General features: G+C 72.9%; 12 protein-coding genes. 10 read left to right on the top strand and 2 right to left on the bottom strand.

From position 1 onward, the window contains the following. Positions 1–53: 53 nt before the first annotated feature. From DXZ73_RS18960 to mfd, 3 genes are all read left to right on the top strand, one after another. Positions 54–413: a hypothetical protein gene (locus DXZ73_RS18960; protein ID WP_116212167.1), complete on the top strand. Its 360-nt coding sequence runs from the start codon at positions 54–56 to the stop codon at positions 411–413. After that, positions 406–669, top strand: coding sequence for a hypothetical protein (locus tag DXZ73_RS18955; protein ID WP_116212166.1), 264 nt, complete (start codon positions 406–408; stop codon positions 667–669). Before DXZ73_RS18960 ends, DXZ73_RS18955 begins: the two co-directional genes overlap by 8 nt. A gap of 140 nt (positions 670–809) precedes the next feature. Next, positions 810–4,364: a transcription-repair coupling factor gene (gene mfd, locus DXZ73_RS18950; RefSeq protein WP_116212165.1), complete on the top strand. Its 3,555-nt coding sequence runs from the start codon at positions 810–812 to the stop codon at positions 4,362–4,364. A gap of 6 nt (positions 4,365–4,370) precedes the next feature. On the opposite strand, the gene DXZ73_RS18945 is transcribed toward mfd, so the two are convergent. Beyond that, the gene (locus tag DXZ73_RS18945; RefSeq protein ID WP_116212164.1) at positions 4,371–5,837 is read right to left on the bottom strand and encodes a DUF2079 domain-containing protein; all 1,467 of its coding nucleotides are present in this window, start codon (positions 5,835–5,837) and stop codon (positions 4,371–4,373) included. 234 nt (positions 5,838–6,071) lie between these two features. Next, positions 6,072–6,770, bottom strand: a complete 699-nt coding sequence (locus DXZ73_RS18940) for a hypothetical protein (protein WP_116212163.1) — start codon at positions 6,768–6,770, stop codon at positions 6,072–6,074. A gap of 170 nt (positions 6,771–6,940) precedes the next feature. Between DXZ73_RS18940 and DXZ73_RS18935 the strand changes: the two genes are divergently transcribed. The 7 genes from DXZ73_RS18935 (at position 6,941) to DXZ73_RS18905 (ending at position 15,423) form a co-directional block, all read left to right on the top strand. Next, on the top strand, positions 6,941–9,055 hold the full coding sequence (locus DXZ73_RS18935) for an N-6 DNA methylase (protein WP_205519353.1): 2,115 nt from the start codon (positions 6,941–6,943) through the stop codon (positions 9,053–9,055). A 134-nt stretch (positions 9,056–9,189) separates the two neighbouring features. Then, positions 9,190–10,029 (top strand): hypothetical protein, encoded by an 840-nt coding sequence (locus tag DXZ73_RS18930; protein WP_116212162.1) that lies wholly within the window; start codon positions 9,190–9,192, stop codon positions 10,027–10,029. Next, positions 10,026–11,576, top strand: coding sequence for a serine/threonine-protein kinase (locus DXZ73_RS18925; protein ID WP_116212161.1), 1,551 nt, complete (start codon positions 10,026–10,028; stop codon positions 11,574–11,576). The genes DXZ73_RS18930 and DXZ73_RS18925 overlap by 4 nt, the downstream gene beginning before the upstream one ends. A gap of 116 nt (positions 11,577–11,692) precedes the next feature. Further along, positions 11,693–12,334 (top strand): SurA N-terminal domain-containing protein, encoded by a 642-nt coding sequence (locus DXZ73_RS18920; RefSeq protein ID WP_116212160.1) that lies wholly within the window; start codon positions 11,693–11,695, stop codon positions 12,332–12,334. A gap of 204 nt (positions 12,335–12,538) precedes the next feature. Then, a complete protein-coding gene (locus DXZ73_RS18915) occupies positions 12,539–13,498 on the top strand; it encodes a nucleoside triphosphate pyrophosphohydrolase (RefSeq protein WP_116212159.1) in 960 nt (319 codons plus the stop codon). Positions 13,499–13,562: 64 nt separating this feature from the next. Then, positions 13,563–13,997: a DUF6479 family protein gene (locus DXZ73_RS18910; RefSeq protein ID WP_116212158.1), complete on the top strand. Its 435-nt coding sequence runs from the start codon at positions 13,563–13,565 to the stop codon at positions 13,995–13,997. Positions 13,998–14,169: 172 nt separating this feature from the next. Continuing rightward, positions 14,170–15,423, top strand: coding sequence for a cytochrome P450 family protein (locus DXZ73_RS18905; RefSeq protein WP_116212157.1), 1,254 nt, complete (start codon positions 14,170–14,172; stop codon positions 15,421–15,423). Positions 15,424–15,512: the final 89 nt, after the last annotated feature.

Below are 15,512 nucleotides of genomic sequence, written 5' to 3'. Positions count from 1 at the left end.
CACCGGCCCGCACCCGGTTGCCGTACGGTGATCGGGGACCCTTGGGAGGACTCATGACCACGCAGCCGGTTCACGACGGTGGGGCGCTGATCCCCAGACCCGAGAAGACGTTTCCCGCGCTGCGGGCGGCTCTCGCGCAGGTCGCGCCGTCGCGGCTGGCGGAGATGACCTCGGAGCGGGACACGGTCTTCACGATGGCCACCCAGTCCAACAGCTTCGGGCCGATCGCCATGTTCCAGCTGAAGTGGGCCACGGTGATCGAGATCGAGCGGTACCCCGGCGTGGCCCGGCGGCTGCGCGCGGCCGAGCACGCCGCCCAGACGCTGGACCGCGAGGACCCGGCGTGGCGGGCGGCCATGGACGAGATCCGGGAGATCATGGACGCCGCCCGCGCGCAGGTCACCGGTGGGTGACTGGGGCTGGGAGTACGACCCCGACGCCCGGCACGTCATCGGCGACACCCCGAACCTCGCCTTCGTCGCGCGGGTGGAGGAGCGCGCCGACGAACTCGTCCGGGCCGCGGCCGCCCTCTATCTCGACGGCACGGCGTATCAAGGGCCGTCACCCGGTGTGCGGGAGGAAGTCATCCCCGCCGGGATGTTCCAGTACCTGACGGTCGTCCGGCAGCAGCGCCTGTACATCGTCCAGGTCACCGCCTGGCCCCTCTGACCGCGGGCGTGCGGGACATTCCGGGGTGACCGCCGTCCGGCCGCGGCTGTCGGTGCCCCGTCGTACGCTGGGACCCAGCCCCGGCCCGTATCCACGCGTCGGGTCGTTCGCGTTGCCCACCCCCGGGACGGAAGCCCTTCATGAGTCTGCACGGTCTGCTCGACGCCGTCGTCAATGATCCGGCGCTCGCCGAAGCGGTGAAGGCCGCCGCCGACGGTCACCGGCCGCATGTCGACCTGGTCGGTCCGCCCGCCGCGCGCGCCTTCGCCGTCGCCGCCCTCGCCCGCGAGGCGGGGCGGCCCGTGCTCGCGGTGACCGCCACCGGGCGGGAGGCGGAGGATCTGGCCGCGGCCCTGCGCTCGCTGCTGCCGCCGGACGGCGTCGCGGAGTATCCGGCCTGGGAGACGCTGCCGCACGAGCGGCTGTCGCCGCGTTCGGACACGGTGGGCCGGCGGCTCGCCGTGCTGCGCCGGCTGGCGCACCCGAGCGCGGACGACCCGGCGGCGGGTCCGGTGAGCGTGGTCGTCGCGCCCGTGCGCTCCGTGCTCCAGCCGCAGGTCAAGGGGCTCGGCGACCTGGTGCCCGTCTCCTTGCGCACCGGGCAGAGTGCCGACCTCGGCGAGGTCACCGAGGCGCTGGCCGCCGCCGCGTACGCCCGGGTCGAACTGGTCGAGAAGCGCGGCGAGTTCGCGGTCCGCGGCGGCATCCTGGACGTCTTCCCGCCCACGGAGGAGCACCCGCTGCGGGTGGAGTTCTGGGGCGACGACGTCGAGGAGATCCGCTACTTCAAGGTCGCGGACCAGCGGTCCCTGGAGGCCGCCGAGCACGGCCTGTGGGCGCCGCCCTGCCGTGAGCTGCTGCTGACCGACAGCGTTCGCGAGCGGGCCGCCGCGCTCGCCGAGGAGCACCCGGAGCTGGGCGAGCTCCTCGGCAAGATCGCCGAGGGCATCGCGGTGGAGGGCATGGAGTCCCTCGCCCCGGTCCTGGTGGACGACATGGAGCTGCTGCTGGACGTCCTCCCGGTGGGCAGCATGGCGGTCGTCTGCGACCCGGAGCGGGTGCGGACCCGGGCCGCCGATCTCGTGGCCACCAGCCAGGAGTTCCTGCAGGCGTCCTGGGCGGCGACCGCGGGCGGCGGCGAGGCGCCGATCGACGTGGACGCGGCGTCCCTGTGGGGCATCGCGGACGTCCGCGACCGGGCGCGCGAGCTGGGCATGATGTGGTGGTCGGTCAGTCAGTTCGCCTCTGGCGACAATGGACTCAGTGCTGCTGATGAGGAGGGTGACGGCGACACCCTCAAGCTGGGCATGCACGCCCCCGAGAGCTACCGCGGCGACACCGCCCGCGCCCTGGCGGACACCAAGGGCTGGCTGGCCGACGGCTGGCGCACCGTCTTCGTCACCGAGGGCCACGGCCCCGCGGCCCGTACGGTCGAGGTGCTGGGCGGCGAGGGGATCGCGGCCCGGCTGGACGCCGACATCGACGCTCTCGCGCCGTCCGTCGTGCACGTCTCGTGCGGCAGCCTCGACAACGGCTTCGTCGACCCCGGCCTGAAGATCGCCGTGCTCACGGAGACGGACCTCTCCGGCCAGAAGTCGGTGAGCAAGGACCTGGGCCGGATGCCGGTCCGCCGCCGCAAGACCATCGACCCGCTGACGCTCCAGGCCGGTGACTACATCGTCCACGAGCAGCACGGCGTCGGCCGCTACGTCGAGATGGTGCAGCGCACCGTCCAGGGCGCCACCCGTGAGTACCTGCTGGTGGAGTACGCGCCCGCCAAGCGCGGCCAGCCCGGCGACCGGCTCTACATCCCCACCGACCAGCTGGAGCAGGTCACGAAGTACGTCGGCGGGGAGGCGCCCACGCTGCACCGCCTGGGCGGCGCGGACTGGACGAAGACGAAGGCGCGGGCGAAGAAGGCGGTCAAGGAGATCGCCGCCGACCTGATCAAGCTGTATTCGGCGCGGATGGCCGCGCCCGGCCACACCTTCTCCCCGGACACCCCCTGGCAGCGCGAGCTGGAGGACGCCTTCCCGTACGCGGAGACGCCCGACCAGCTCACCACCATCGCCGAGGTCAAGGAGGACATGGAGAAGTCCGTCCCCATGGACCGCCTGGTGTGCGGCGACGTCGGTTACGGCAAGACGGAGATCGCGGTCCGCGCGGCCTTCAAGGCGGTGCAGGACGGCAAGCAGGTGGCGGTGCTGGTGCCCACCACCCTGCTGGTGCAGCAGCACTTCGGCACCTTCTCCGAGCGCTACTCCCAGTTCCCGGTCGTGGTGAAGGCGCTGTCGCGCTTCCAGACGGACACCGAGGCGAAGGCGGTGCTGGAGGGGCTGCGGGACGGCTCGGTCGACATCGTCATCGGCACGCACCGGCTGTTCTCGTCGGAGACGAAGTTCAAGGACCTGGGCCTGGTCATCGTCGACGAGGAGCAGCGCTTCGGCGTCGAGCACAAGGAGCAGCTGAAGAAGCTGCGTGCCAATGTCGACGTGCTGACGATGTCCGCGACGCCCATTCCGCGCACGCTGGAGATGGCCGTCACCGGCATCCGCGAGATGTCGACGATCACGACCCCGCCGGAGGAGCGGCACCCGGTGCTGACCTTCGTCGGTCCGTACGACCAGAAGCAGATCGGCGCGGCCATCCGGCGCGAGCTGCTGCGCGAGGGCCAGGTCTTCTACATCCACAACCGTGTGGAGTCCATCGACCGGGCGGCCGCGCGGCTGCGGGAGATCGTGCCGGAGGCCCGGATCCAGACGGCGCACGGGCAGATGGGGGAGAGCGCGCTGGAGCAGGTCGTGGTCGACTTCTGGGAGAAGAAGTTCGACGTGCTGGTCTCCACGACGATCGTGGAGTCGGGCATCGACATCTCCAACGCCAACACCCTGATCGTGGAGCGCGGTGACAACTTCGGCCTGTCGCAGCTGCACCAGCTGCGCGGCCGGGTGGGCCGCAGCCGCGAGCGCGGTTACGCCTATTTCCTGTATCCGCCGGAGAAGCCGCTCACCGAGACCGCGCACGAGCGGCTGGCCACGATCGCCCAGCACACGGAGATGGGCGCGGGCATGTACGTGGCGATGAAGGACCTGGAGATCCGCGGCGCGGGCAATCTCCTCGGCGGCGAGCAGTCCGGTCACATCGCGGGCGTCGGCTTCGACCTCTACATCCGGATGGTCGGCGAGGCGGTGGCCGACTACCGCGCTTCGCTGGAGGGCGGCGTGGAGGAGGAGGCGCCGCTGGAGGTGAAGATCGAGCTGCCGGTGGACGCGCACGTCCCGCACGACTACGCGCCGGGCGAGCGGCTGCGCCTCCAGGCGTACCGGGCGATCGCCTCGGCGAACAGCGAGGAGGACATCCGCGCGGTCCGCGAGGAGCTCACTGACCGCTACGGCAAGCTGCCGGAGCCGGTGGAGAATCTGCTGCTGGTCGCGGGCCTGCGGATGCTGGCGCGCGCGTGCGGGGTCTCGGACATCACCCTCCAGGGCGCGAACGTGCGGTTCGGCCCGGTGGAGCTGCGGGAGTCGCAGGAGCTGCGGCTGAAGCGGCTGTATCCGCGTACGGTCATGAAGCCCGCGACGCAGCAGATCCTGGTGCCGCGCCCGGCGACCCGCCCCATCGGGGGGAAGCCGCTGGTGGGCCGGGAGCTGCTGGCGTGGACGGGCGAGTTCCTGACGACGATCCTGGGGTCGTGAGGCCGGTCACGGCGCGGTCGGCCGCACCCGTTCGAGTACGGCGTAGCCGCCGTCGCTGCCCAGGAGGGTGTAGCGGGCGCCGGGGTGCAGCTTCTCGGCGTCGGCTATGAGGTCGGCGGGTGCCCTGCCGTCGAGGACGTGCTGGGCCACGTAGTCGGGGGTGATGCCGCGGGTGTCGCCGATCCAGAAGACGCGGCAGCGGCCCGCGAGCCGGCTGATGGGGCCGACGTCGGATTCGACGGTGGCGTCGTCGGGGATGCGGCCGAGCAGTTGCTCGGCGGCGCGCACGCTGTCGGTCACGCGGTAGGTGGCGCCCTGGGTCAGGGAGTACAGCGGCAGCGAGGCGGTGAGCGCGAGCGCGGCGGCGAGGACGGCGCCGGGCAGGTGGCTCGCGTAGGAGCGCAGCCAGGGCCGGGGGCTGCGGCCGGCGCCGGTGAGCGCGTCGGTGAGGGCGATGAAGACGACTGGCATGAGGACGGCGCTGTAGTGCCAGTCGGTGCCCCAGTAGTGCTCCTCGTGGGAGACGAACCGCCAGCCGAGGGTGGGCAGGGCGACGATCAGCAGGGGTGAGCGCAGGGCCAGCAGTCCGGTGGTGGGCAGCAGGGTCCACAGCAGGGTGCGCACCGCGGTGTCGAGGGGGATGACGGGGGCGGGGCCGTCGCCGCCCTTGAGCTTGTCCCAGTAGTCGTACGCGCCGCCGCTGTTGAAGCTCGGGATGATCACGCCGAGGGTGAGGGCGGTGGCGGCGAGCCCGAAGGCCAGCAGGCCACAGGCGAGGGCGGTGGCGCGGGTGTCGCGCTGTTTTCCGGAGCGCAGCCGGACGAGAATGAGCGCGCCGATGGCGGCGGCGGTGATGCCGAGGTCCTCCTTGACGAGGACGAGCGGCGCGGCCCACCAGACCGCGGCCTTCCACCGCTTGCGGACGACCGCTTCCAGGGAGAACGCCAGCAGCGGCATGGCGAACGCGATCTCGTGGAAGTCGAAGTCGACGGCGCGCTGCACCCCCCAGGACAGTCCGTACGCGATGCCGATGGCCAGCCCCCGCTTGCGGCCCAGCAGCCCGGCCGCGAGCCGGGCCACCGGTATCGCGGACAGGGCGAACAGCGCCGCCTGGACGACGAGCAGGGTGACGGGGGAGGGGAAGAGCCGGTAGAAGGGCGCGACGAGCGCGGTGACCGGGCTGAAGTGGTCGCCGAGGATGTTCGTGCCGGGGCCCTTGAGGTCGACTACGGGCGCCTGGAGGTGGGCGTAGCCGCGTATCGCCTGTTCGAAGATGCCCAGGTCCCAGGACATGGTGAGCATGCGGCGGTGCCGGCACACGGACAGCGCGGTGAAGAGGACGAAGAGGGCGCCGGCCAGCCAGTACGGGTCGAGCCGGGGTGCGCGCAGGTTCGTGCCGGGCCGGGTGCGGGGTGCTTCCTCGGCCGCTCGCCGGGCGGGTGCCGGTCCGGTGGCGGCTGCGGCCGAGTCCATGCGGGTGTCCTCTTCTTCTCTGGTTCTTCTCTGGTCTTCTCCGGGGCTCCGGGGGTCTCCGGGGCCTCAGTGAAGTGTCCAGGATGCGGCGTGTCCCTGTGACGGCTGTCGGAAATCTCCGCGCGGACACGGTCGCGGGGTGTCCGGCCCTTTCAGAGGGACGAGTGGCGGCTCTGTGTGGTTCAACCCGATTCGGCCGGTCTTCGATCGATCTTGCTTTCGCTCCGGGCGGTGTCAGGCGGTCTTCTTCCAGTTCGCGCAGCCGTTGGTCTTGAAGTACGCGTCCTGGGGGGTGATCGTCACGATGCCGCTGCCGGTGACGTTCTCGTTGGCCTCGATGGAGTCCATGCCGTGCAGGGCGTCCTTGTCGCGCTCCCAGTAGCAGCCGGACTTGTTGCCGTCGGCCTTGTAGGTGCCGGGGGCGATGTCGACGCCCACGCGGTACATGCCGTTGCCGGACACCTCGCTCTTCGGGGTGCCGGTCTTCTCGTCGGTGACGAGGTTCCAGCCCTTGCAGCCGCGGGTCTTGAAGAGCTTGTCGTCGGCGGCGATCGTCACATAACCGGAGCCCACGACGTTGTCGTTGGCGAGGATGGAGTCCAGCTCGCCCTTGGAGTCCTTGGCCCGCTCCCAGTAGCAGCCGAGCTTGTTGCCCGTGGAGCGGTAGGTGCCGGGCTTGATGTCCTTGCCGACCTGGTAGGTGCCGCTGCCGGACATGTCGGCCTTCTTCTTCGCCTTGTCGCCGCCCCCGCTCTTTTCCGCGGTGTTCTCCGCACCGGTGGCGGCGGTGGCCTTGTCGTCGCCGTCACCGCTGCCGCCGCCGACAGCGGCGCCGACGGCGATCACCGCGACGATCGCGCCGGCCGCGGTGAGCACCTTGTGCCGGGCGAACCAGTTCCGCTGCCCGGGCTGGTGGTGGGCGTGGTGAGCCATGACTGACACCTTTCGGCGTGGAGGAGTTCAATGAACCGATGGGTCAATCACAACAGACGCTGTGAACCGAGTCAACATGGTTCACAGGGATTGGTCGATTCACGCCTGTGAAGGGGTTCGCCCCACCCCCGCGGGTATGCTCGGCACCACAGCGAATGGCTCGAAAGACGATGGGAACGAGGGGGAGGAGCCCGGTGCCGGACAGCGCAGCCGAGGTGACCGCGGCCGGAATCGCCCGGCTGGCCGGAGTGGGCCGGGCGGCGGTCAGCAACTGGCGCCGCCGCCACGCCGACTTCCCCCAGCCCGTCGGCGGCACCGAGACCAGCCCCGCCTTCGCCCTCGCCGAGGTCGAGGACTGGCTGCGCCGCCAGGGCAAGCTCGCCGAGGTGTCCCCGGACGAGCGGACCTGGCAGCAGCTCACGGGCCACCCCGCCGGAGCGGCCACCGCCCTCCGGCACGCGGGCGCCGTCCTCCTCCTCGTCCGCGACCGGCCCGCCACCTGGCTCCGGCTGGCCGCGCTCACCGACTCCGAGCTGGCCGCGGAACTGCCCGCCGCCCTGGACGCCGTGCTCACCGCCCGGCTCGGGCGGGGCCACCCCGTCGCCCTGCCCACCGCCGACGGACTGGCCGCCTCCACCGCCCTCGTGCGCGGCGCCGCCGAACTCGCCGCGCACCGCGGCGCCGACGGGGTCTACGAGTTCCTGCTCGGCCGCCACCTCGACGCCAACCCCCGGCAGTACACCCTCACCCCGCAGGGCCCCGCCGAGCTCATGGCCGACCTCGCCCGCGGCACCGGCCACCGGGCGAAGGGCACCGTCCTCGACCCCGCCTGCGGCACCGGCGGCCTGCTGCACGCGGCGGCCGCCCCCGGCGTCACCCTCCACGGCCAGGAGACCGACCCCGACCTCGCCGCCCTCACCGCGCTCCGCCTCGCCCTGCGCACCGACGCCCCCGTACGTGTCCACGCGGGCGACAGCCTGCGCGCCGACGCCTTCCCGGAGACGGCCGCCGACGCGGTCCTGTGCCACCCCCCGTTCAACGAGCGCAACTGGGGCCACGACGAGCTGGCCTACGACCCCCGCTGGGAGTACGGCTTCCCCGCCCGCACCGAATCCGAGCTCGCCTGGGTCCAGCACGCCCTCGCCCGGCTGCGCGACGGCGGCACCGCCGTCCTGCTGATGCCCCCGGCCGCCGCCTCCCGCCGCTCCGGCCGCCGGATCCGCGCCGACCTGCTGCGCCGCGGCGCGCTCCGCGCCGTCATCGCCCTGCCCGCCGGCGCCGCCCCGCCCTACGGGATCCCCCTGCACCTGTGGGTGCTGCGCAGGCCCGGCGCCCACCAGTCGCCCACCCCGCACGTCCTCCTCGTCGACACCACGGGCACCGCCGCCGGCGCCACCGGCACCCCCGGACCGGCGCCCGCGGGCCGCGACAAACTGCCCTGGCAGGCGGTGCGGACCGCGGTCCTCGACGCCTGGGAGGACTTCGACCGCGACGGCACCGTGCCGGAGAGGCCCGGAGCCTGCCGCTCCCTGCCCGTCATCGACCTGCTCGACGACGATGTGGACCTCGCCCCCGCCCGCCACCTCCCGCCGCCCGCCCCCGGCGGCGGCACCGCCGAGCTCGCCGACGTCCACGACCGGCTCACCCTCGCCCTGCGCCGCACGGCCGAACTCGCCCCCGCCCGGCCCGCCGCCCCCGCCGACCCGGCCCGCTGGCCCACCACCACCGTCGGCGAACTCGCCCGCGCCGGAGCCCTGGTGCTGCGCGCCGGCGGCCCCGGCGCCGTGCCCGGCCCCGGCGAGCCCGCGCCGCCCGTCCTCACCGACCACGACGTGAAGTCCGGCGGCGCGCCCTCCGGCACCCTCCCCGAGGGCCCCGCCGAGGAACCCGTCCTCCTCCGGCGCGACGACGTCGTCGTGCCCGTGCTGGGCGACGTCACCGCCGCCCGCGTCGTCGACGAGGCCACCGCCGGAGCCGCACTCGGGCGCGGGCTGTTCCTGCTGCGCCCCGACCCGGCCGCGCTCGATCCCTGGTTCCTCGCCGGATTCCTGCGCGGCACCGCGGGCCGCCGCCAGGCCAGCAGCTACGCCTCCACCGCCACCCGCCTCGACGTGCGCCGCCTCCAGGTCCCCCGCATGCCCCCCGCCGACCAGCACCGCTACGGCGAGCGCTTCCGCGCGCTCGCCGCCTTCGAAGCGGCACTGCGCGACGCCGAACGCCTCGGCGAGCACCTCGTGCAGGGGCTCTACGACGGGCTGGCGGACGGAACGGTCCGGCCGGAGTGACCTGTTACACCGTCTGATCCGTACAACTGGGGCAGCCGTGCCGGAGTCGGTAGATAGGCTCAGGTACAACCAGGACCCCAGGAGCAGCAATGAACGGCCCCGGCCACACTCCGCCTCGGCGACCCAGCAGGGAAATGGTGATCACCATTCGGGTGGTCGTCATCGTGCTCACCGTGTGCCTGGTGGGGATCCTGTGCTGGGTGCCGGTGCTCCGGCTCGCGATCGTGCGCCGACGGGCCCAGGACTGGGCGCTGTTCTGGGTCGTGCTGGTGGTGTCCTTCGGACTGCTGTCGATGATGCGTCCGTCCCTGAGCGGCACCGGCTGGGACGACGCGGGCCTGGCCGGCCTGATGCTCCTCGCCGCGGCCACGCTCACCCACTACATCCGCGGCGACGTGAGGTTCCAGCGGGAACAGGGCGGCGGGCCGCAGGTCCTGGCCGCCCCGGCGTTCCCGGCCGCCCCGCCGTACGGTGGCGGTTACGGCTACCCGCAGCCGCAGCCGCAGCCGCAGCCGCAGCCGCAGCCGCAGCCGCAGCCGCAGCCGCAGCCGCAGCCGCAGCCGCAGCCGCAGCCGTACGCCCCGCCGCAGTCGCAGCCGTACGGTCAGGCGCCCGCTCCGGACCTGCACCAGCACCTGACGCAGCCTCAGAGCATGACGCCCCCTCAGCCCGCGCCCGTCCCGGGGCAGATGGGCAACCCGCAGTACGCGCCGCCTCAGCCGCCGCCCCCGCGCCGCCCCCGGCACGCGCGGCCGCAGCCCTCGCCGGAGTCGGCGCAGGCCATGACCGCGGACCAGGCGCCGCCCATGCCCCGGCGGCCCGGGCCCCCGCAGCCCCCGCCCGGGCCGCCCGGCCACCGGCCGCAGGCAAGGCCCCACCAGCCGCAGCGCATCGACCAGGTGCGCGCGGAACTCGACGAACTCAGTGATCTGCTCCGCAGGGAGCCCCGGGACCACAGGGAGCACGGGCAGTGAACGGCCGTGTCATCGCCGACCGCTACGAACTGTCCACCGTCATCGGCCAGGGCGGCATGGGCCAGGTCTGGACGGCCTACGACCGCCGCCTGGACCGCCGCGTCGCCGTCAAGCTGCTGCGCCCCGACCGGATGGCCGGGACCGAGGGCGCCGACGAGATGCGCCGCCGCTTCGTCCGCGAGTGCCGCGTCACCGCGCAGGTCGACCACCGCGGTCTGGTCACCGTCCACGACGCGGGCAGCGACGGCGAGGAGCTCTACCTCGTCATGCAGTACGTCGAGGGCGCCGACCTCGCCGACCACCTCGCCGAGCACGACCCCTACCCCTGGCAGTGGGCCGTCTCGGTGGCCGCGCAGCTCTGCTCGGTGCTCTCCGCCGTGCACGCCGTGCCGATCGTGCACCGCGACCTCAAGCCGCGGAACGTCATGGTCCGCCCGGACGGCTCCGTGCTCGTCCTCGACCTCGGCGTCGCGGCCGTCCTCGACGCCGACACCACCCGCCTGACCCGCACCGGTTCCCCCATCGGCAGCCCCGCCTACATGGCTCCCGAGCAGGCCATGGGCGGTGCCGTCGGCCCGTACACCGACCTCTACGCGCTGGGTGTGCTGCTGCACGAACTCCTCAGCGGCGAAGTGCCGTTCGCCGGGTCCACGGCCCTGGGCGTGCTGCACCGCCACCTCTACGAGCCGCCGATACCCGTGCGCAGGCTCCGCCCGGAGGTGCCGCAGGCGCTCGAGGAGCTCGTCCTCCGGCTGCTCGCGAAGGACCCGCTGCACCGCCTCGCCGACGCGCAGGAGGCCTACCGCGCCCTCGCGCCCCTGCTCCCCGTGCCAGGGCAGGCGGGCGGCGCGCCGCTCGGGCCGATGAACCCCACCCGCCCCTTCCTCCTGCCGCACGCGCCCTGGCCCGAACGAGCCGCCACCGCCTCCGGCCCCGTGCCGCCCGCCGCGACCGCGCTCGTCGGCCCGCCGCCCCCGGCCCCCAGCGGCCCCGATGTCGCCGAGGCCGTCGAGGAGGTCAAGCGCCTGCTCGACCAGGGCGGCATCACCCAGGCGGTCGACCTCCTCGGCTCCATCCTCCCGGCCGCCGCCGCGGAACACGGCGAGCGCTCCACGGTCGTACGGACCCTGCGCAAGCAGTACGCCGCCACCTTGATGGACGACGGCCAGTACCGGCGCGCCCTGCCCGAACTGCGGCTGCTCGCCGAGGAGTACGCGGCCGAGAGCGGCCCGCACGCGGCCCGCCAGGTGCTGCGCTTCCAGTACGACGCCGCCCAGTGCCTGGAGCAACTGGGCGAGGCCGTCGCCGCCCTGACGGAGTACCGGGCGCTGCTCCCGCTCTTCGAGCGCCACCCCGACGACCCCGCCACCCCGCTGGAGATCCGCCGCCGCGTGGGCCATCTGCTGCTGTCACTCGGCGACCGGCAGGCCGCGCACGACACGCTGGCCGCCCTCCTCCACGACGCGGAACGGCTGCACGGACCGCACCATCCGCTGCCCGCCGAGATCCGGCACACCCTCCGATGGCTGGGCCAAGTGAGGGCCTGAACACCTCAACCACCCGCGAATCGTTGGTCGTACGGGTGGCCCGGACCACACGGACTCCCTAACATCGATCACCACCAGGTCCAGGTACCGTCGCACGATCTCTGCCGGGAGGCTCCATGATCCGCCGAAGGACCGCGCTCTCCGTCTCCGCCGTCGCCCTCCTCGCCGCGGCACCGGCCCTCACCGCCTGCGGCTCGGCCGCGCACCCGGGCGCCGCGGCCGTCGTGGGCAAGGACCGGATCACCGTCACCCAGCTCCAGAGCCAGGTGTCGGACGTACGCGACGCGCAGCGGTCCTCCCCGCAGGGGCAGCAGCTCATGGCGAACAGCGCCCGGCTCGGCCAGGACACCCTCATCCGGCTCATCCAGTACCGCATCGTCGAGCGGGCCGGCAAGGACAACGGCATCGAGGTGACCCGCCGCGAGCTCCAGGAGCAGCGCACGGCGGTCGAGCGGGCGAACGGCGGCGCGACCGCGGTGCGCGGCCGCTTCCTGACGCTCGGCATCGCCCCCGACCAGATCGACCAGGCCCTGACGATGGACCTCACAAGGGCGAAGCTGGACGCGAAGTTCGGCACGGCACGGACGAACGAGATCCTGATGCGGACGTCCGAGGCGATGCGCGTGGATGTCAACCCGCGCTACGGCGTCTGGGACGCGAAGAGGGGAACGGCGCAGCCGTTGCAGGAACCGTGGCTGCACGTGACCCAAACGGCGCTCGACTCCCGGGGCTCCGCCCCGGCCCCCGAGGCACGCTGAAGCCAGCTGCGGTTCGCGAAATCAGCCCGTCCGGCGTTTGAGGACAGCGCGCGGAGCGTGCTTCGGGGTCTGGGGCGGAGCCCCGGCCTCGGCGGAGCCGAGCATCAGATGCTGTGGGAAGGGGCGGGGTGGGGGAAAGGCCCGCCGCAGGCGTGACGGCGCCGCACATGTGAGCCCGCCCAGAACAAGCCGTAGGGTCGGAGCGTGAACGACTCCGGCCGCATCATCCTGCTCACCACCAGCCACCGCGTAGCCCCCGGCCTCCTCTCATGGCCCGCCTGGCAGGCCATGCGCGCAGCCGACCGCGTCCTCTGCTCGGACCCGGCGCACCCGCAGCTCCCCTACCTGCGGGAGGCCGGGATCGACGTCGAGCACGCCTCGGCCACCGCCCGCGAGCTCGTGGACCACTGCGTGGCGGGCGGCCGGGACGTCGTCGTCCTCACCTCCGCCGAGGGCGACCCCGCGCTCACCGACGGACTGGCCCGGCTCGCCGGCTCCGGCCGCGAGAACATGCCGGCCCTGGAGCTGCTCCCCGGCGCGTACGACCTGCCGGGCGCCCGCCTCCTCGACCTGGTGCAGGTCATGGACCGGATCCGGGTCGCCTGCCCGTGGAGCGGCATCCGCACCCACGAGGACCTGGCGAAGTACGGGCTGGAGGAGACGTACGAACTCCTGGAGGCCATCGAGACCGGCGACCGGGAGTCGCTGCGCGAGGAGCTGGGCGATGTGCTGCTCCAGGTCGTCTTCCACGCCCGGATCGCGCAGGACGACCCGGACGAGCCGTTCTCGGTCGACGACGTGGCGGGCACGATCGTCGACAAGCTCATCCACCGCCACCCGCACGTCTTCGGCGAGGAGTCCGCGCGGACCCCGGAGGACGTCAAGGCGCACTGGCTGCGGGCGAAGGCGGACGAGAAGCGCCGCGACTCGGTGACCGAGGGCGTGCCGCTGGGCCAGCCCGCCCTGGCCCTGGCCGCGAAGCTGGCCTCGCGGGTCCGGACGGAGGGCATCGACGTCACGCTCCCGGCGGGCGACGGCGTCGGCTACGACCTGCTGGCACTGGCGGCCCGGGCGGAAGCGGACGGGGTGGACCCGGAAACGGCGCTGCGGGCGGCGGCCCGTGTCTATCGCGACGCGATCCGCTCGGCCGAGGGCGCGGGATAGCGGCCGGGCACCCGTTCGGCCTATAAATCGACTTTTCCGGGGGGTCGGCGGGTACCCGAGTCCCATGCGCATCGAGCACACCTTCCTCGCCGCCCCCGACTGGCTCGGGGGTATCGCCCAGTTCATCGTCGGCATCTGTGTCGTCGCCCTGCTGATCATCGCCGTCGTCGTCGGCTTCCGGAAGCGCGACAAGGAGCCGCCCCCGCCGTCCCAGCCCCAGCGGCGCTCGGGCGCGTGGCAGACGCGGCAGGAACACGACACGGGCCCGGTCTCGCCCGACCACGGCCCGGGCCACAACGACGACGAGGAAAACGTGGTCGGCTATGTCACCGAGCACCGCGAATCCGACGAGCTCCACCCCGAGGCGGAAGGGGAACGCGTCCTCCCGCACGAGGTCAGGAACCCCGGCAGCCACGCGGAGGAGCTCAGCGAGGAACGCAAGAAGTGGAACCCGGGCGGCAGCGGCGGCTTCGGCAGTGGCGGCGGAGGTCATACGTGACCTGGGCAAAATCAGCCCGTCCGGCGCTTGAGGACACCGCGCGGAGCGCGGTCCGGGGTCCGGGGCGGAGCCCCGGTTTCGGGAAGGGGCGGGGCTGGGGAACAAGCCCGCCGCAGGCGTGACGGGCCCGCACCCGGAAGCGGACCGCACTCCGCCCGGTAGCGTCAATGACGTGCAAGACAAGACCACCCCCACCCCCGTCCCCGCCCTCTTCACCTGGGAATTCGCCGCCGACCCCTACCCCACCTACGCCTGGCTCCGCGGACACGCCCCCGTGCACCGCACCGCCCTCCCCAGCGGCGTGGACGCCTGGCTGGTCACCCGCTACGCCGACGCCCGGCAGGCGCTCGCCGACCAGCGGCTGTCGAAGAACCCCGTGCACCACTCCGAGTCCGCCCACGGCAAGGGCAAGGTCGGCATCCCGGGCGAGCGCAGCGCCAATCTGATGACGCACCTGCTCAACATCGACCCGCCGGACCACACCCGGCTGCGCCGGCTGGTCTCCAAGGCGTTCACGCCGGGGCGCGTCGCCGAGTTCGCGCCGCGGGTCCAGGAGCTGACCGACCGGCTCATCGACGACTTCTGTGAGAAGGGGAGCGCCGACCTCATTCACGAGTTCGCCTTTCCCCTCCCCATCTACGCCATCTGCGACCTGCTCGGGGTGCCGGGCGAGGACCAGGACGACTTCCGCGACTGGGCGGGCATGATGATCCGCCACGGCGGCGGGCCGCGCGGCGGTGTCGCCCGCGCGGTGAAGAAGATGCGCACCTATCTGGCGGAACTGATCCACCGAAAGCGGGAGAACCCCGGCGAGGATCTGATTTCCGGGCTGATCAGGGCAAGCGACCACGGTGAGCACCTCACCGAGAACGAGGCCGCGGCCATGGCCTTCATTCTGCTCTTTGCGGGTTTTGAAACAACTGTGAACCTGATCGGTAACGGTCTCCACGCCCTGCTGCGCAATCCCGGGCAGCGCGAGCGGCTCCAACTAGCGCTGGCCGAGGGGGACGAGAGCCTGCTCGCCACGGGGGTGGAGGAACTGCTGCGGTATGACGGCCCGGTGGAGCTCGCGACCTGGCGGTTCGCCAAGCAGGAGCTGACGATCGGGGGGCAGCGCATCGCCGAGGGAGACCCCGTGCTGGTCGTCCTCGCGGCCGCCGACCGGGACCCCGAGCGGTTCGCCGAACCGGACACCCTCGACCTCTCCAGGGCCGACAACCAGCACCTCGGGTACGGGCACGGAATCCACTACTGTCTGGGTGCTCCGCTCGCCCGGCTGGAGGGCAGGACGGCGCTGGCGACGCTGCTGCGCCGCCTTCCTGACCTGCGGTTGGCCGTGGATCCGGAGGAGCTGCGCTGGCGCGGCGGGCTCATCATGCGCGGACTGCGCACACTGCCGGTCGAGTTCGACGTCCCCGCGGGATGACCCTGCGTCAACTGGCGTGACCGCCGCGTGACCTCCGCTACACCGGCTTGTGACTACCGTGGCCCGTCGCTATGTTCGACGACCATATT

Origin of the sequence: Streptoverticillium olivoreticuli subsp. olivoreticuli (assembly GCF_003391135.1) — a bacterium.
In the GTDB taxonomy this organism is placed as follows: domain Bacteria; phylum Actinomycetota; class Actinomycetes; order Streptomycetales; family Streptomycetaceae; genus Streptomyces; species Streptomyces blastmyceticus.
Note: the sequence above shows the minus strand (reverse complement) of the source record. Positions and strands in the feature narration are given on the sequence as shown.